The organism is Planktotalea sp., from assembly GCF_018607965.1.
Classification (GTDB): Bacteria; Pseudomonadota; Alphaproteobacteria; order Rhodobacterales; family Rhodobacteraceae; genus Planktotalea.
Window position 1 is genome coordinate 15,642 of record NZ_JABBAM010000159.1, and the last position, 17,080, is coordinate 32,721.

Genomic DNA, 17,080 nt, shown 5'->3' on the forward strand with positions numbered 1-17,080 from the left:
ATGTCACCAACCCCACGCGCAACCGCTTTAGGTGGATATGCAGTTTTTGCCGCGCTCTTGTCTGCGGCAGGTTTGCCGATTTATATCCACGCGCCAAAGTTCTACGTGGACGAGTTTGGGGTGTCCTTGAGCGCGCTTGGGGCGGTGCTGTTTATTCTGCGTTTGCTAGACGTTGTGCAGGATCCGTTGCTAGGTAAACTGTCTTCGATGACCGCATCGAAACGTGGCTTTGCGGTTGGGATCGGTGTCGTGGTTCTGTGCGCGGGCATGATTGGTTTGTTCGCCGTGTCGCCGCTTTTTGCACCCGTTGCATGGTTCGCCCTTATGCTGACCTTGGTCTTTTCGGCGTTCAGTTTCCTGACGATCTCATTTTATGCACAAGGCGTTGGCAAGGGCGGCACCATGCAAGAAGGTGGCCATCTTCGCCTTGCACGCTGGCGCGAAACGGGGGCGCTGCTTGGGGTTTGTGTTGCGTCAATTGCGCCGTTCGTTTTGATCTCTGTAATCGATGCGCCCTTCGCAGGTTTTGCGTTTGGGTTCGCTGTTCTGGGCGTGTGCGCTTTGGTTTTGATGCGCGATGAGTGGCGCAATGATGTGCCGCGGAAAGGGTCGGATTTTCGCGTTATTCTGCAAGATGTACAAGCGCGTCGATTGCTGCTGATCGCCTTTGTGAACGCGGCACCTGTAGCTGTCAGCTCTACGTTGTTCTTGTTTTTTGTCAAAAGCCGTTTGGACGCGCCAGGGCAGGAGGGCGTTCTGCTCTTGCTCTTCTTCATCAGTGCCGCTGTTGCTGCGCCGCTTTGGGGTATGTTGGCGCAGAGATATGGGATCAAACTGATCTTATTGGTGGCGATGTTTTTGGCCGTTATCGCGTTTGGCTTGGCCCTTAACCTTGGTGCTGGCGACACAGTTTCATTCGCACTGATTTGCGTGGCAACAGGTGCGGCGATGGGTGCAGATCTGACGCTTTTACCGGCGGCATTTGCCACACGCATGGCCAAAATCGCGCCAAATGCTGCTGAGGGTTTTGGGCTTTGGGCGTTTGTGTCTAAACTTTCACTGGCCTTCGCGGCGGTTCTGCTCTTGCCGATGTTGGAGCGTAATGGATTTACCTCTAGTGGACAGAACGATGAGGACGCGCTTTGGTTGTTGAGCCTTCTTTATGCAGGCGTTCCCTGCGCATTGAAATTGCTCGCGATCGCGCTCCTGTGCTCAACGAAATTGGAAGAAGGATAAGATAATGGTGTCAGTTGCTTACGTTCTTGTTGGTGTATTTTTGATGATCGGTTTGGGGTATCTCAAGAACCGGTATTTTGACTTCACTGCTCAAAGCCCGCTGGATTATGCCAAGAATGATCCCCAATTTGATATACGCGAACACTTGAATGGACCCATTGAATGCGAAGGCGTGATCTATGGTCCAACAGGTCGCGTGACATCGCGGTTCGTTGGATATTTCGAAGCGGAATGGAACGGCAACAAAGGTTATATGCGGGAAGAATTTCGCTATGACAGCGGCACCGTGCAGAACCGAGAGTGGCATCTAACCCTAGGAAATAACGGTAAAATCAAGGCCGAAGCACCCGACTTGATCGGAACGGGAACAGGAACGCAAATTGGGTCGGCTGTGCAGTTGAAATATCGGATAAAACTCCCAGATGAAGCGGGTGGGTATGTTCTAGATACCATTGATTGGATGTATCTGACGCCCAATGGTTCAATCGTGAATCGTAGTCAGTTTCGGAAATTTGGTTTCAAAGTGGCCGAGTTGGTCGCAACAATGCGTAAGGTGGATTTGGCGTGAGAGAATGGCAGGGAAAGCGGTACTGGCTTGTTGGTGCGAGTGAAGGTTTGGGTGCAGCTTTGGCCCATAAACTTAGCAGTGTGGGTGTGGAGGTCATCGTCTCCGCGCGCTCTCAGGACAAGTTGGATGCTTTGGTTGCAGAATTGCCGGGCAACGCCAGTGCGCAGATCGTTGATGTAAGTGATTGTGATAGCGTCAAGGCCGCTGCGAAGGCGGTTGGTGATGTCGACGGTGTTGTGTTCTTGGCGGGTGTTTACTGGCCCATAAAAGCGCAAGACTGGAATGCGGATCACGCCGAGGCGATGGCTGACATTAACTTCACGGGCGCGATGCGTGTGATGGGGTCTGTTATGCCGATGATGCAAGAACGCGGTACGGGGCATTTGGTGATCACCGGATCTCTGTCAGGCTTTCGGGGTTTGCCGGGGGCGATTGGATATTCTGCGTCAAAGGCCGGCGTAATGGCGCTGGCGGAAAGCATGTACGCTGATCTACGCGGCAGTGGGATTGATGTGCAACTGGCCAACCCCGGTTTCATCAAAACGCGTCTTACGGAGAAGAACGAATTCAAGATGCCCTTCATCATGGAGCCCGAAGACGCGGCGCAAGAGATGTTTGAATTGATAAATTCGGATCACTTCAAGAAAAGCTTTCCACGTGTGTTTTCTTGGGTCTTCCGTCTAAGCCAATTCATGCCCGATTGGATGTATTACCGTCTGTTTGCATGACGGTTTGAGACATAAAAAAAGCTCGGCGTGCTATGTTTAAGTGGCCGAGCTTTTCTGTGTTTGATGTTCGGATTTTATGTGTGATCAACGATCGTCAGATGTTGTGCGAGTTTGTCGATTCCTGCAATCCAAAGGGGCAGAAGTTCAGCGTCATGTGTGGCTGCGCTGACGCCTGCATCGATCTTGCCCGCAAGAACTGCTTCGATGCCAAGCGACAATGGAATGGATACCAAGCGCGCCATTGCTGTGCCGTTCTCGTCACCCCACGCGTCCATCACGTAGGTCTGGCCCCACGTTGCTTTGCCGTCTTTTTCGGCGGTCAATTCTACGAACATCACAACGCGATCTGGCTCGCCTTCGTCATAGGCGTTTTCGGCCCAGAACTGATCGGACATTTCTTTCAGGCGCGTTTCGCCGCTGGGTCCTTCGAGCGTTTCAATCTCTTTGAACACATCTGCCCACGCGTCGGTCCAACCGTTCAAACGCAACGTACCACGTACGAATTCTTTGACGTTCCACGCGGGATCAAATTGATACTGGCCCATGAAGGGAATTGAATCGCGGTTTGGATAGACCTCAAAACTTTCTGGTGTTGGAAGCGGGGCCATGTAGTGGCTGATCGCATCCCAAGGGCGTGCAACGTCTAATTCCTTGAAATCACGGATTGATTTGGAGGGCGAGCGTAACGCTTTCAGCACGCCCAGAGGCGACCAACTGAATTTGTAACGGAAGGGGTTAGGGTGTTTCAGGATGCCGCCACAGTAAGATTTAAACGTGAGGTTGGCGTCTTTGTCGAACGCGTCGCTTGCGCGGTAGGTGTCTACGAGTTGATGCGCGAACAAGTGGTCGATGCCGGGGTCTAGGCCGATTTCGTTCAGTAGAACAACACCAGCAGCGCGCGCTTTCGCATCAAGGACGCGCATTTCGGGTGCGATATAGGACGAGCTGACGAAATGTGCGCCCTTACCAATTGCCATTTCTGCCAAAGCCACGTGCCAGTCGCCGGGCAGCATGGAAACGACCACGTCGCCAGCTTGCAGTTCTGCGCCAAGAGCATCCACATCGAATACGTGAATGCGCTGCGTGATGTCGCCAACAGCGTCTTGGGCTTTTTCGAGCGTTCGGTTCCAAACGGTAACCTCGTGACCCGCGTCGATCAAACGTCGCAAACCGGGGATGGCCGAAAGGCCGGTGCCGCACCAATGAATTGTCATGTTCGCGTTCCTCTAGATGTGTTGTTGGAAGGTTGCCTCGGCTCGCGCCCAGACGCCAGCGTCCAAATTGGCGAGCGTGAGCAAGGAAGGCAAGAGTTGGGAGGCGTAGTCGTCAGAGCTTTCGACAGGTAGCATAGACGGCAGATTGTCGATCGCTGTCACATCCAAGGGCGGAGTTTCGTGAACGCGCAGCGCGGGTTTGTCCCATGTCGTGGTCCGGTCGTAGACCTTGATAGGAGAGAAATCGCTATCAGGATCGCATGCGATGTCGCCGATCACTGTCAGGTTGCGCGCAGTTTCTTTTGCGCTTGCGGGGACGAACACAGGTGTTCCCGGGCGCGCGAGTATGCAGTTTAGGAACAGATCATGCTCTAACACTTGGGGGAACGGTCCACCGCTTGCGGTTTCGGCCATATCCCATTTGGTGACAGACACGTCCATGGCTCTCAGCAGATCAGCAGCCCCCGTGCCAACGCGGCCAAGTGCCCCGATGATAAGGGCCGTTGCGGGAGTTGCGTTGACACCGTTCATCGCAGATTTTAGATCTGAGACAAGCGCATCAGAGCTTTGGAACACACCCACTGGGCCTGCGATTTCCCCGTGTTGCTGCGCCATCCAACACCGCAAAGCGACTGCAGCGCCCGCGTATCCTGCCCAATAGCCAAAGGCAGCAACGCGACGGCCTGCTTCATCGACGAGATATTCAAGATCATAGAGCGTGCCATCGCCGGCCTTGAAGCGATCCAAAAGGATGCGCCCTGTCGGCTGACCCTTGAACGCATGGCCAAACATGATGTGGCGATGGGTGAGCGGCGTGCCGTCTTCTGGCAGTTCTTTAAGACCAAAGATGATCGCGTCAGCGGGCGCATCGGGCCAGCTGTTTTCTGGTGCGATCTCACATCCCGCGTCCTTGTATCCGTCGATCCTAATGGCGCGAACTGAACTTTCCTCAACTGTGACGCGCAGGCCCGCCTTGAGAAGGTCTGCTGCGCCCTCAGGTGTAATCCCAACGCGTTCTTCGTTTTCGCGTTGCTCTGCACGAACCCATAAATGTGTCATTGCGATGCTCCTTAGATATGGGTTTGCGCGTGGTGACGGCCAGTCTGTTCCAGATGCGCAATGTTGTTGAATTGGGTCAGTGCAAGGGATGATCCGACGCGTGTCACGCGATGGGTTGATGTGTTCATAATCGCCAGACACATGCGCGCATAGCCATGGATATCAAGCCCAAGAACCTGCCGCGTGACCATGCCGATCAAACCACCAGAGGTGACGACCAAAGCACGATCAGAGCGCGCTGCAATGTCTTCAAGCGCTGCACTTACGCGATCCTCAAACGCGGCGAAACTTTCGGGGATATCCTGCAAATGGCCCGCTTTCCAAGCGTCTAGAAGGCGGGGCATGTGAATAGCGAAGGCTTCGCTTGAAGTTGGCATTAGTTCACTGCTGTAGACTTCGTAGGCTTTGGATAGGTCGAAATATGCAAGCTCGTTCAAACGCGCGTCTTGCGTAACGGGTGCATATTCCTCGGCCTTCATGCTTTGCGCGGTTTCGATGTGACGACGCAAGGTTCCGCAGTAAACGCTATCAAACGTCTGGTGTGTTTCGCGCATGTGATCACCCAGCCACGCTGCTTGCTCAAACCCAAGGGGGCTTAACTTGTCATATCCGTGCTCGTCCGTGCTGGCTGAATTCGCCTGACCGTGCCGTACCAAAGTGATCTGCGCCATATGAGCCCCCGTTTGTTACAGAAAAGGCCGATCAAGAAGACCGGCCCTTTGAATGTCCTTGATGACGCGTGGATTAGAAGTCGAGGTTTTCCACGTTCAGCGCGTTCTGTTGGATGAATTCGCGGCGTGGTTCGACGACATCGCCCATCAGTTTGGTAAACAGATCATCGGCCTCTGCTACATCATCAATCTTTACTTGCAAAAGCGTACGTGCATCTGGGTCCAATGTTGTTTCCCAAAGCTGATCAGGGTTCATTTCGCCCAGACCCTTGTAGCGCTGCAAGCTCAGACCTTTTTCGCCCTCTTGAAGGATAGCAGACAACAGATCGAGTGGGCCAAAGATCATCTGGTTGCGATCTTTGCGCACAAGCGTGGCCGGTAGTTCGTAAACGTCCTGCAAGCTTTTCGTGAAGCTACCTGTTTTGCGAGCCTCGCCAGAACGCATCATAGGACCGTCCAGCGTGCGCACTTCTTCAACGCCGCGTAAAATACGAGCCAAGCGAATGCCGTGATCTTGGGTGATGCGACCTTGCCAACCCTGTTCGTATTCCAGTGCGATCAGGTTCAAACGTTCAGCAACGCGATCTGCGGTACCCTGCAGATCTTGGTCTACAACGCCGGGAACAAAGGCCCCCGCGATAGCGGCCTGTTCCAAAATGTGGCGTGGGTAATGCGTTGGAAAGGCGTCCAGAACGCGCTTAAGCTGGCGGGCTTCGTCGACAATGCGGCACAGGTCTTGGCCTGTGATTTCTTCGCCGTTGCCTTGACGTAGAACTGCGCCGTCGATGCCCTGTTCAGTGAGGTAATCATCCATCGCAGCTTGGTCCTTGAGATAGACCTCGGACTTTCCACGCGACACTTTGTACAGCGGCGGCTGAGCGATGTAAATAAACCCACCCTCAATCAGCGCAGGCATTTGGCGATAGAAGAACGTCAGCAAGAGCGTACGAATATGCGCACCGTCGACGTCCGCGTCGGTCATGATGACGATCTTATGGTAACGCAGCTTGTCGATATTGAATTCATCGCGCCCGATACCAGTTCCAAGCGCCATGACCAAGTTGCCGATCTCTTGCGAGTTCAGCATTTTATCAAAACGCGCGCGTTCGACGTTCAGGATTTTACCTTTAAGGGGCAAAATAGCTTGGGTTTGACGATCACGACCTGTCTGAGCAGAGCCACCAGCGGAATCACCCTCGACGAGGAAGACTTCGGTTTTGGATGGGTCTTTTTCAGAGCAATCTTTGAGCTTACCCGCAAGGAAGTTCACGTCCATCGCCGTTTTGCGACGTGTGAGATCGCGGGCTTTGCGTGCGGCTTCGCGTGCGTGGGCTGCTTCGATGATCTTGCCAACGATTATTTTCGCTTGGGCGGGATTTTCTTCGAACCATTCAGAGAGTTTTTCGTTCACCAAGCCCTCAACTGCTGGTCTTACTTCTGAGCTGACCAGCTTGTCTTTCGTTTGCGAGCTAAACTTGGGGTCAGGGACTTTGACGGAAAGGACGCAAGTCAAACCCTCGCGCGCGTCGTCGCCTGTGAAGGTCACCTTTTCACGCTTAGCGATGCCGCTGGATTGGGCGTAGTTGTTGATCGTACGCGTCAGCGCACCACGGAAACCGGCCAAGTGCGCACCGCCGTCGCGCTGGGGGATGTTGTTTGTAAATGGCAGGACGTTCTCATGGTAGCTATCGTTCCACCAAAGCGCGACCTCGACGCCGATGTCGTCCTTTTCGCCGATCATGTAGACGGGTTCTTCCATGATGGAAGATTTGGAACGGTCGAGGTATTTTACGAATTCTTTAACGCCGCCATCGTAGTAAAGTTCTGTGCGCAGCGGCTCAACCGGACGTTCGTCGGTCAGGATGATACGCACGCCAGAGTTTAGAAACGCAAGTTCGCGTAGGCGCTTCTCGAGCGTTTCGAAAACGTACTCGAGATTTGAAAACGTATCGAGCGACGCAAGGAAGCGAACTTCGGTTCCTGTGTGGCCATTCGCATCGCCAACGACTTTCAGGTGCTCTGCCGTATCGCCGTGTTCAAAACGTGCAACGTGCTCTTTGCCATCGCGCCAAATGCGCAATTCCAGCCAATTAGAGAGCGCATTCACTACGGAAACGCCAACGCCGTGTAGTCCGCCGGACACTTTGTAAGAATTGCTGTCGAATTTACCACCAGCGTGGAGCTGGGTCATAATGACCTCGGCTGCTGACACGCCTTCTTCTTCGTGGATACCAACAGGAATGCCGCGACCGTTGTCGCTAACCGAAACGGAGGAATCCGCGTGGATTTTGACGTTCACGGCGTCGGCATGACCGGCCAACGCTTCGTCAATTCCGTTGTCCACGACTTCGTAAACCATGTGGTGCAAACCAGAGCCGTCATCGGTGTCACCGATATACATGCCCGGACGTTTGCGAACCGCTTCTAAGCCCCTGAGAACCTTGATAGAATCTGCGCCATATTCTTCGTTCTTCTGATCGGTTTCGGACATCCGAAACTCCCCTCTTTATTTGCCCTGTTTATACTAATCTTTGGGGGGGATGTCACGCGTTACACCTATATTTTGTGTGCTGGGCGAGAGTTAGTCAGGCTGGATGATGTTCGTCTCACTTAGGCCGCCTGTTTCGGTCACTTCGATGTGTACCGATTGGGTGGAAAGGCTGTCAAAAAGGCCCGCATCAGTGCCTGTCATCCATGCTTGGGCACCCAACGCGCTAATCTCTGCATAAAGCGCGGCGCGGCGGGTCGCATCAAGATGGGCGGCGACTTCATCGAGCAGCAATATAGGCGGTGCGCCGATTTGTACCTTTAGCGCACGCGCGTTAGCCAGGATCAGCGAGATGAGCAGTGCCTTTTGTTCGCCTGTGGAGCAATCCTTGGCGGGCACGCCTTTAGTGGTGAACACGCCGTACAGATCAGCACGGTGTGGGCCGACTAAAGTACGCCCCGCAGCAAGATCGCGGAAACGGCTGGCTTCAAACGCGTCTTTTAAGTCGGCGCTGTCTGCGGGCATCGCGTCTTCACCGTGGATGAGCTCAAGATCAGCCGTAGGAAAGGCGGTTTCTGCCTGCGCTTGTGCGGTACTTAGGAATTCCAGTGTCTTTACGCGGTTCTCGTGGATCACAGCGCCGTTCTGAGCAAGACGCGTCTCAAGCACGCCGTACCACATCGGATCGCGTACGTTTTCTTTGAGCAACTTGTTACGTTCGCGCATAGTCTTTTCGTAGGTCAGCGAGGCCTCGGCATGGTTCGGGAAAAAGCTAAGCGCCATACGATCAAGGAAGCGCCTGCGGCCTTCAGCGCCCTCAATCCAAAGGCGGTCCATCGCAGGGATCAGCCAAAGTACGCGGCTTAGTTCCGCGAGGCGGTTTTGGGGTACGGATTTTGAATTGACCTTGGTGCTGCGCGCCCCACCCTTTTCAGACCAGAATTCGATTTCATGGGTTTGCTCTTGTGCCTGTAGCAGGCCTGATACTTTCCACCCCAATGCTTCGGGTCGGCGTGTCATGTCCTCGGCGCTTGCGCGACGCATTCCGCGACCGGGGGAGAAGAGGGAAACCGCCTCTAAGATATTGGTCTTGCCTGCACCATTCGGGCCATAGATCGCGACGGGTAAAGGCCCGCAGGAAATGCGGGCCAGCTTGTGCGAGCGAAAATGGGATAGCGTCAGCTCGGTGATTGCGAGCGTGGTCATTTAGGCCGCGTCAAACACGCATTGGCATGACGACGTAGACAGCGCTTGTGTCATTGCCTTCGCGCATCAGGGTCGGATCGCCAGATGAGTTGAAGAGGAACACAGCATTTTCGCGGTCCACTTGGCTTGCGATTTCTAGCAAGTACTTCGCGTTGAAACCGATTTCGAGACGTTCGTCGCCGTAGGCAACGGCGAGTTCTTCTTCTGCAGCACCACTATCAGGGGCGTTCACAGAGAGGATCAGACGATCTTCGTCGAGTGAGAGTTTCACCGCGCGTGAACGTTCGGAGGAAACAGTGGCAACGCGATCAACGGCTTTGGCGAAATCAGCGGCGTCAACTTCCATTTTGCGTGTGTTTCCTTGCGGAATAACGCGTGTGTAGTCGGGGAAGGTGCCGTCAATGACCTTTGAGGTCAGTGTAATTTCAGGCGTCGCAAAGCGGACTTTGGTTTCTGAGACGGACACAGCGATCTGCATGTCGTCTTCGTCCAGCAACTTGCGCAATTCACCAACGGTCTTACGCGGAACGATAACGCCGGGCATATCGGAGGCATTCTCTGGCAAGTCAGCGTCGATGCGTGCGAGGCGGTGGCCGTCGGTGGCCACACAGCGAAGGATCTTGCCGCCCTCGGAATCGGACACGTGCATGTAGACGCCGTTCAAATAATAGCGGGTTTCCTCGGTGGAAATCGCAAACTTGGATTTGTCGAACAGACGGCGCAGAACGCTGGCTAAGACAGAGAAGTTCGCGGTGTATTCAGATGTCGCCATGACAGGAAAGTCTTCTTTGGGCAAAGTTGCCAAAGAGAAGTTCGAACGACCCGCCTCGATAGTAAGACGACCAGACGTGCCGTCATCTGCGAGAGTGACCTGTGCACCGTCGGGAAGTTTGCGCACGATTTCGTTCAACGTGGTTGCGGACACTGTGGTTGCGCCTGCACGTTCGACCATTGCTTCGACCTTGTCGACGACTTCGATGTCGAGGTCTGTCGCGCGAAAGCGGACCTCCGAGCCTTCGGCCTCGATCAAGACGTTTGCGAGTATTGGAATTGTGTTGCGGCGTTCGACCACTGATTGGGCGTGCGAGACCGCTTTAAGCAACGTTGCGCGTTCGATGCTGATTTTCATGTGTCTCGCTCCTTGAAGACCTACTGGAGCGCCAAGTTACCTGAAAAACAGCGCCCCTCAAGTCCTTTTACGTATTATCGCGCGGGAATAGGGGAGTGTGTTGTGCTGGCCCTATTCTTCGAGGGCGCGGCGCAGCATTTCGAGGTCTTCGGCGATTTGGCCGTCCTGGATTTTCAGCTCTTCGATGCGCTTCACTCCGTGCATGACGGTGGTGTGATCCCGACCACCGAAACGGCGGCCAATTTCGGGCAAAGAGCGACTGGTTAGTTGCTTGCAAAGATACATTGCAACCTGACGTGGACGCGCAAAATTGCGCACGCGCTTGGGGCCGATCAGTTCGGAGAGGCGAATATTGTAATGCTCGGACACGCGGCGCTGGATTTCTTCAACAGAGATCTTACGCTCTGATGCGCGCAGCACGTCGGATAGGCAATCAACGGTCAGATCCATCGTAATGTCGCGACCCACAAGGGAGGCGAATGCGAAGAGACGTGTCAAAGCACCCTCAAGCACACGAACATTGGTGCTGATGCGATGTGCTAGAAATTCAAGAATTCCATCATCAATTTGCAGGCCCGGATATTGAGCGCGCTGAACTTCGACTTTGGATTGGAGGATCCCTAGACGCAATTCATAGTCTGTTGGGTGCAGGTCAACGACAAGGCCACATTGGAGACGCGACTTGATGCGGTCCTCAAGGTCTTTGATTTCACCCGGTGCACGATCTGCGGAGATGATGATCTGCTTATTCTGGTCAACCAACGCGTTGAATGTGTGAAAGAACTCTTCCTGCGTGCTGTCTTTGCCGCCGATGAATTGAACATCGTCAACCATCAGGACATCAACCGCACGGAACAGGCTTTTGAAATCCATCATCTTACGTTTACGCAGGGCCTGCACGAAACGGTACATGAATTGTTCAGCGGACAAATACAGTACTTTAAGATCTGGACGCGTGGCCTGCAGTTCATGCGCGATTGCATGCATCAAGTGGGTCTTGCCTAGACCAACGCCACCATACAGGAACAGCGGATTGAAGGTCACGGGACCACCTTCAGCGACACGGCGCGCGGCTGCATGGGCCAATTCGTTTGGCTTGCCGACGACAAAGCTGTCGAAGGTAAAGCGCTTGTCGAGGGGGGCACCAGCGAGAACGTCGTTTTTAGAGGGCTTTTCGATTGGGGCGCTGGACTGAACAGGTTTCGGTGCGCTGGGTGCTGTTGCCTTGCTGAGGTCAGACACAGAGGGTTTCAAAACCGCAAAGTGGACGCGCTGGATTTCGTGGCCGGCCTGTTGTGCCTGATACACGATCATGTCGCCAAAATTCTGTAACACGTAATTGCCGAGGAAATTGGTAGGTACACTAAAGCTGGCGACGCCATTCTTTGCGCCAACAAAGGACAAAGGGCCAATCCAGTTTGTGTAATTATTCTTACCTACGGAGGCCCGTAAGATGTCTTGCAGCTGTCCCCAGTCGTCACTCGTCATGCGTATTCTTTCTTATCCCAACCTTCACTTCACAATCTCTTGGCGGGAGAGCAGTTCCCCCATTGCCCAATCAAATCGGTTTAAGCTACTAGACTTTGCCGACAAGAAACTGCCCATCTCATTCGGCTGGTCCCCACCAACTTGAACAGGATGTGCATATTCTTCCTTAAGAGTGCGTGAGGACCTGACAGACACAATTTCTCAATTCGCCAAACGAATGGCGGTAGATGTGGCAGCAAATTTTTCAAACTTTCCTAAGGCGATGTGAATCGCTCCACATATCTAACAAGTCGACCAGCGTGGTGGCAACTTATCAATGCGCTTGACTCAATGAATATCTGAAAAGAATCTCTTCGCGCTACAAAATGCAACGCTGTCTCACCAAATTCAACTTTGGGGACTTTGAAATGTTGACTGGGGTTCTTAACGCTCCGACGTGTGAGAATCGAAGGAATCACCGGCCTAAAAAGACAAAAGCGCCAACCCGTTACAGGTGGCGCTTAGATCAAATCTTAAAAACTAGCGGAAAGGCTAGGTTTATCCGATCGCTTTTACACGAGCGGAAAGGCGGGACATACGGCGCGCCACTGTATTCTTATGGAAAACACCTTTGGTCACGCCACGCATCATTTCAGGTTGCGCGTCACGAAGAGCAGTCGTCGCTGCGTCTTTGTCACCAGATGTAATCGCTTCTTCTACTTTCTTGAGGAAAGTACGGATGCGCGAACGGCGCGCTTTGTTAATTGCAAAGCGTGCTTCGTTTTGACGGGCGCGCTTTTTTGCTTGAGGCGTATTGGCCATAATCATCGTCCCGCTTGTTTGGGTATGCTATCTTGAAGCAGCGTCTTTAGGGCCGACTCACGTCGCTGTCAACAGGCCCCAAAGCCGTGGTGGTTTATTTGTCTCTGAATTGAGCTTGGCGTTTTTCTAGGAAGGCGGACATGCCTTCTTTCTGATCTTCTGTTGCAAAGAGCGAATGAAAGAGACGGCGTTCAAACAGAATACCTTCGCTCAAAGTCGTCTCATAGCTGCGATTTACAGCTTCTTTGACCGCCATAGAGGTCAAAACAGACTTTTCAGCGATCTTTGCCGCCGCACCCAGTGCTTCTTCTTTCAGCTTTTTGGCGGGAACAACGCGGCTAACAAGACCGCTGCGTTCGGCTTCTTCGGCGTCCATAAAGCGACCTGTTAGGTGCATATCCATGGATTTCGATTTTCCAACAAATCGTGTCAAACGTTGCGTTCCACCGATTCCTGCGACCACACCGAGGTTGATTTCGGGTTGGCCGAATTTGGCTGTGTCGGCACAGATAATGAAATCACACATCATCGCGAGTTCACATCCGCCGCCAAGCGCATAGCCGCCAACGGCTGCGATAATAGGCTTGCGGGTGGAACGCACTGCATCGGCTTCGGCTGCGAAGAAGTCCGACATGAACATTTCGACGAACGTTTTTTGCGACATCTCTGCGATATCAGCACCAGCGGCGAAGGCTTTGTCAGAGCCCATCAACACGATGCAGCGCACTTTGTCGTTCTGGTCTGCGTCCCGAAGCGCGGTGCTGAGTTCGCTTAAAACTTGTGAATTGAGCGCATTCATCGCCTCGGGGCGGTTGATGCGAATAAGTGCGACGTGATCTTCTATTTCGACGATCAGCGTTTCATATGCCATGTGGTTAGCTCTTTGTTGTTGCGCTCAGGCCTAAATGCTTACCATGTGCGCCACCTGTTTCAAGCTATCTTTGACAGGTTGGACAATAGAAACTGGAACGCCCTGATTGTACTGCACGCATGATCGTGTTTGCGCAATCATCCGTGCGGCAAGGTTCGCCTTCGCGTCCGTAGACATCAAAGCTATGCTGGAAGTAACCGAGATCGCCGTCGGCTTGCCGAAAGTCCTTTAGTGACGATCCGCCAGCCTCGATTGCCTCAGTTAGAACCTGTCGAATGATTGGAACAAGGGATTTGACACGCAGTTTTGAGAGCTGCCCAGCCTTTCGCAAAGGCGAGATGCGCGCGCGGTAAAGTGTTTCACAGACATAGATATTTCCCAGACCAGCAACAATTCTCTGATCCAATAGGGCAGACTTGACCGGACTTCCTTTGTTTTGCAGCGCGTCGGCAAGGTACGCTTCATCGAAACTGTTCCCCAGCGGTTCTGGGCCAATGGTTGCGAGCAATTTGTGCGAGTCTGCAGTTTTCGTGTCGAGCAGGTCCATGGCCCCAAAACGACGAGGATCATTAAAGGTGACACGCGCACCATTCTCCAAATGAAACACCACATGGTCGTGTTTTTCCGCTGGAGGGTGATCATGCGTAAACGTGCCGAGTTTCGCGCCTGAAATAAGCATGCGGCCCGACATACCAAGGTGAATCATAAGCGATTCGCCTGTGTCGAGGTCCGCGAGAATGTATTTGGAGCGGCGTCTAAGACGTTCAATCTTGGCACCCGTCAAACGATTGCTCATATTTTCAGGAAAGGGCCAGCGCAAATCGGGGCGATTCACATCGGCTTGTACGATGCGCACGCCTTCCATGACGGGGGCAAGTCCGCGACGGACAGTTTCGATCTCTGGTAACTCTGGCATGTTGGTCCTCGGCGTTGTGATTTCAACGGGCCAAATGGGCGCATTGTGTCGGGTGTGCAGCGGTTTATAAGAGGGGTGAAACAGAAGGACGGCAAGGGCTCATGAGCGATCAAATCCAAGAAACGACGCATTTCGGTTTTGAAACTGTTCCCGAATCGGAAAAAGCTGGCCTTGTGCAAGGGGTCTTCGGATCTGTCGCGTCCAAGTATGATGTGATGAACGATGCCATGTCGATGGGCATTCACCGCATCTGGAAAGAGGCAATGATGGACTGGCTTGCGCCGCGAGCAGGCCAGCAGTTGTTGGATGTTGCCGGGGGTACGGGTGACATTTCGTTCCGCTTCTTGGAGCGTGCTGGCGTTGGCCATGCAACGGTCTGTGATATTACCGAACCTATGTTGGTTGAGGGCCGCAAGCGTGCTGAAGCGGATCAAATGGCCAGTTCTTTGAATTGGGTCGTTGGCGATGCGATGGCGCTGCCCTTTGAGGACAACAGTTTTGACGTTTATACGATCAGCTTTGGCATACGAAACGTTGTGCGCCCGCAAGAAGCGTTAAACGAGGCCTATCGTGTTTTGCGCCCAGGTGGCCGCTTGATGGTTTTGGAGTTTTCGCAGATTCCTAATGATATGATGCAAAAGGCCTATGACCTCTATTCTTTCAATGTAATCCCGAAGATGGGCAAGTTGATTGCAAATGACGCAGAGAGCTATCAGTACCTCGTCGAATCGATCCGCAAGTTTCCAGATCAGGATACGTTCCTTGAAATGGTGCGCACAGCGGGATTTGAGAATGCGAAGTATCGCAACCTTACGATGGGAATTGCGGCACTTCACTCTGGCTGGAAAATCTAGGATATGCGCGGACCGCACAATATTTGGCGCCTCATTGTTACAGGTGCAACGCTAGAGCGCACTGGCGCGATGGGCGTTGTTTTGGATGCGATGGAAGCGCCGCGTTCTTTGCGTATTGCTGCGCGAACGTTGGGTTGGCCGTTCAAATGGCTGGGCTACAAAGGCGATGTGAACATGCCGCCTGCGCCCCGTGCGTTGACGGCCCTTGGGCCAGCCTACATTAAGTTTGGTCAGATTTTATCCACGCGACCCGATGTTGTGGGTGATGAACTGGCCATTCAGATGCGCGTTTTGCAGGATAAATTGCCGCCCTTTCCGATTGAAGTTGCCAAAGAAACGGTGACCGCGGAACTGGGCATTCCTGCAGATGAGCTGTTTTCAGAATTCAGTGAACCCGTTGCGGCGGCCTCGATTGCCCAAGTTCATCAGGCGAAAATTGCTGGAACGGACGAAGTTGTTGCGGTTAAAGTGCTGCGTCCCGGCATCGAGAAAGCGTTTCAAAAGGATATCGACGCGTTTTATCTTGCGGCGAAAATGATTGAACTGCTGTCCCCATCATCGCGTCGCTTGCGTCCGATGGAAGTGATCGAACACTTCGAGGGTGTTGTCATGGGAGAACTGGATCTGCGTTTGGAAAGCTCTGCTGCGTCAGAGTACGCGGACAACACAAAAGGCGATGCAGGATTTTCTTTGCCTGTGATCAAATGGGATCTTTCGGCGCGTCGGATGATGACGCTGGGTTGGGCCGATGGTGTGTCCTTGGGTGATAACGATGCGATTGATGCGGCGGGCCATGACCGCACTGCGCTTGCGACCCGCGTTTTGCAGTTGTTTTTACAACACGCTTTGCGGGACGGGTATTTCCACGGCGACATGCATCAGGGTAATCTTAAGGTCGCACCGAACGGTGATCTAATCGCTTATGACTTTGGGATTATGGGCCACATCGACGAATATACGCGTCGTGTTTATGCAGAAATCCTCTTTGGCTTTATTCGTCGCGACTATAAGCGTGTTGCGGAAGTTCATTTTGAAGCGGGCTACGTTCCGGCGGATCGCGACGTTGAAGAATTTGCGCGGGCACTGCGTGCCGTGGGCGAGCCAATCTTTGGCATGGATGCGACGCATATTTCGATGGGCCGTTTGTTAAGTTACCTGTTTGATGTGACCGAACGCTTCGGCATGGAAACGCGGACTGAACTGATTTTGCTTCAACGCACGATGGTTGTTGTCGAAGGGGTCGCACGTTCACTAGACCCCCGAATGAACATTTGGCACGTTGCGCAGCCTGTTGTGGAAGATTACATCAAAGGCAGTATTGGTCCTCTCGCCGTTGCCAGAGATTTAGCGAAGACCGCAAAGGTTTTGGCGCGCTTTGGACCACGCTTGCCCAGCCTTGTCGAGGCCGCTCTGATCCGCCAGTCTGAGGAAACGCCAAGCCATAAACCGAGCAAAACAAAGAGCCGAAGTGTTTGGTTCTTTGCAGGTGTTTTATTGAGCACTTTGGTAATATTAGGTGCGCAGGTTTTCTATATTTAATCAGGGCTGCGAAGCGCGGAAACCTCACTGGGTAACACTAAGATGTCGCCTTCCAACAAAAAGTTTGGTTTCGCCATTTTCAATGATGGCCTCGCGTACGCGGCTGTAAGGTGCGACCACATCGGTGGATTGCAAAGTGCCATCTTTAAAGACTTCGACGCTAAATGTGTAAGGACTATGGGCGCAATTGATCCGTTTGAAAGTGTACCATCCCAAGTGTGATCTGTGCCGGAAGCTGCAATATTAACACGGGTTGCGATTTGGCCAAGTTCCTCACGAATGACCAAGATTCGTTGATCAGCATCTTGGTGT

15 protein-coding genes are annotated in these 17,080 nt (G+C 53.2%); 5 read left to right on the forward strand and 10 right to left on the reverse strand.

Annotated elements, in window-relative coordinates; all coding sequences use genetic code 11:
- Genes QZ279_RS13945 through QZ279_RS13955 form a run of 3 tightly spaced genes read left to right on the forward strand, consistent with a single transcriptional unit; the run spans position 1 to position 2,532 of the window.
- Positions 1-1,236 carry an MFS transporter gene (locus QZ279_RS13945; protein WP_293451917.1) on the forward strand — a complete coding sequence of 412 codons (1,236 nt, stop codon included), beginning with the start codon at positions 1-3 and terminating at the stop codon, positions 1,234-1,236.
- Between the two features lie 4 nt (positions 1,237-1,240).
- The gene (locus QZ279_RS13950) at positions 1,241-1,804 is read left to right on the forward strand and encodes a DUF3833 family protein (protein ID WP_293451919.1); all 564 of its coding nucleotides are present in this window, start codon (positions 1,241-1,243) and stop codon (positions 1,802-1,804) included.
- Positions 1,801-2,532, forward strand: a complete 732-nt coding sequence (locus tag QZ279_RS13955; protein ID WP_293451921.1) for an SDR family NAD(P)-dependent oxidoreductase — start codon at positions 1,801-1,803, stop codon at positions 2,530-2,532. Before QZ279_RS13950 ends, QZ279_RS13955 begins: the two co-directional genes overlap by 4 nt.
- A 74-nt stretch (positions 2,533-2,606) precedes the next feature.
- Here the strand turns inward: QZ279_RS13955 and QZ279_RS13960 are convergent, their stop codons facing one another.
- The 10 genes from QZ279_RS13960 to mutM form a co-directional block, all read right to left on the reverse strand.
- Entirely contained in the window at positions 2,607-3,746 is a 1,140-nt protein-coding gene (locus QZ279_RS13960; protein ID WP_293451923.1) for a saccharopine dehydrogenase family protein, read from the reverse strand.
- 12 nt (positions 3,747-3,758) lie between these two features.
- The gene (locus QZ279_RS13965) at positions 3,759-4,805 is read right to left on the reverse strand and encodes a saccharopine dehydrogenase (RefSeq protein ID WP_293451925.1); all 1,047 of its coding nucleotides are present in this window, start codon (positions 4,803-4,805) and stop codon (positions 3,759-3,761) included.
- Positions 4,806-4,816: 11 nt separating this feature from the next.
- On the reverse strand, positions 4,817-5,476 hold the full coding sequence (locus QZ279_RS13970) for a histidine phosphatase family protein (protein WP_293451927.1): 660 nt from the start codon (positions 5,474-5,476) through the stop codon (positions 4,817-4,819).
- A 73-nt stretch (positions 5,477-5,549) separates the two neighbouring features.
- Complete coding sequence (gene gyrB / locus QZ279_RS13975; RefSeq protein ID WP_293451929.1) at positions 5,550-7,967, reverse strand: DNA topoisomerase (ATP-hydrolyzing) subunit B; 2,418 nt, start codon at positions 7,965-7,967, stop codon at positions 5,550-5,552.
- Positions 7,968-8,057: 90 nt separating this feature from the next.
- On the reverse strand, positions 8,058-9,170 hold the full coding sequence (gene recF, locus QZ279_RS13980) for a DNA replication/repair protein RecF (RefSeq protein ID WP_293451931.1): 1,113 nt from the start codon (positions 9,168-9,170) through the stop codon (positions 8,058-8,060).
- A gap of 10 nt (positions 9,171-9,180) precedes the next feature.
- Complete coding sequence (gene dnaN, locus QZ279_RS13985; RefSeq protein WP_293451933.1) at positions 9,181-10,299, reverse strand: DNA polymerase III subunit beta; 1,119 nt, start codon at positions 10,297-10,299, stop codon at positions 9,181-9,183.
- A gap of 111 nt (positions 10,300-10,410) precedes the next feature.
- Positions 10,411-11,787 carry a chromosomal replication initiator protein DnaA gene (gene dnaA, locus QZ279_RS13990; RefSeq protein ID WP_293451935.1) on the reverse strand — a complete coding sequence of 459 codons (1,377 nt, stop codon included), beginning with the start codon at positions 11,785-11,787 and terminating at the stop codon, positions 10,411-10,413.
- 537 nt (positions 11,788-12,324) lie between these two features.
- Positions 12,325-12,588, reverse strand: a complete 264-nt coding sequence (rpsT, locus tag QZ279_RS13995) for a 30S ribosomal protein S20 (protein WP_293451937.1) — start codon at positions 12,586-12,588, stop codon at positions 12,325-12,327.
- Between the two features lie 94 nt (positions 12,589-12,682).
- Positions 12,683-13,459, reverse strand: coding sequence for an enoyl-CoA hydratase (locus QZ279_RS14000; protein ID WP_293451939.1), 777 nt, complete (start codon positions 13,457-13,459; stop codon positions 12,683-12,685).
- A 64-nt stretch (positions 13,460-13,523) separates the two neighbouring features.
- Positions 13,524-14,375, reverse strand: a complete 852-nt coding sequence (mutM, locus tag QZ279_RS14005) for a bifunctional DNA-formamidopyrimidine glycosylase/DNA-(apurinic or apyrimidinic site) lyase (protein WP_293451941.1) — start codon at positions 14,373-14,375, stop codon at positions 13,524-13,526.
- Between the two features lie 101 nt (positions 14,376-14,476).
- Here mutM and ubiE point away from each other — a divergent pair, with 101 nt between their 5' ends.
- Positions 14,477-15,229 (forward strand): bifunctional demethylmenaquinone methyltransferase/2-methoxy-6-polyprenyl-1,4-benzoquinol methylase UbiE, encoded by a 753-nt coding sequence (gene ubiE / locus QZ279_RS14010; protein ID WP_293451943.1) that lies wholly within the window; start codon positions 14,477-14,479, stop codon positions 15,227-15,229.
- Between the two features lie 3 nt (positions 15,230-15,232).
- Positions 15,233-16,768, forward strand: coding sequence for a 2-polyprenylphenol 6-hydroxylase (gene ubiB, locus QZ279_RS14015; protein ID WP_293451945.1), 1,536 nt, complete (start codon positions 15,233-15,235; stop codon positions 16,766-16,768).
- Positions 16,769-17,080: the final 312 nt, after the last annotated feature.

Coding starts and splice junctions, on each gene's coding strand:
- QZ279_RS13945 (WP_293451917.1), top strand. CDS start 1: ATGTCACCAACCCCACGCGCAACCGCTTTAGGTGGATATGCAGTTTTT.
- QZ279_RS13950 (WP_293451919.1), top strand. CDS start 1,241: ATGGTGTCAGTTGCTTACGTTCTTGTTGGTGTATTTTTGATGATCGGT.
- QZ279_RS13960 (WP_293451923.1), bottom strand. CDS start 3,746: ATGACAATTCATTGGTGCGGCACCGGCCTTTCGGCCATCCCCGGTTTG.
- QZ279_RS13965 (WP_293451925.1), bottom strand. CDS start 4,805: ATGACACATTTATGGGTTCGTGCAGAGCAACGCGAAAACGAAGAACGC.
- QZ279_RS13970 (WP_293451927.1), bottom strand. CDS start 5,476: ATGGCGCAGATCACTTTGGTACGGCACGGTCAGGCGAATTCAGCCAGC.
- gyrB (WP_293451929.1), bottom strand. CDS start 7,967: ATGTCCGAAACCGATCAGAAGAACGAAGAATATGGCGCAGATTCTATC.
- recF (WP_293451931.1), bottom strand. CDS start 9,170: ATGACCACGCTCGCAATCACCGAGCTGACGCTATCCCATTTTCGCTCG.
- dnaN (WP_293451933.1), bottom strand. CDS start 10,299: ATGAAAATCAGCATCGAACGCGCAACGTTGCTTAAAGCGGTCTCGCAC.
- dnaA (WP_293451935.1), bottom strand. CDS start 11,787: ATGACGAGTGACGACTGGGGACAGCTGCAAGACATCTTACGGGCCTCC.
- rpsT (WP_293451937.1), bottom strand. CDS start 12,588: ATGGCCAATACGCCTCAAGCAAAAAAGCGCGCCCGTCAAAACGAAGCA.
- QZ279_RS14000 (WP_293451939.1), bottom strand. CDS start 13,459: ATGGCATATGAAACGCTGATCGTCGAAATAGAAGATCACGTCGCACTT.
- mutM (WP_293451941.1), bottom strand. CDS start 14,375: ATGCCAGAGTTACCAGAGATCGAAACTGTCCGTCGCGGACTTGCCCCC.
- ubiE (WP_293451943.1), top strand. CDS start 14,477: ATGAGCGATCAAATCCAAGAAACGACGCATTTCGGTTTTGAAACTGTT.
- ubiB (WP_293451945.1), top strand. CDS start 15,233: ATGCGCGGACCGCACAATATTTGGCGCCTCATTGTTACAGGTGCAACG.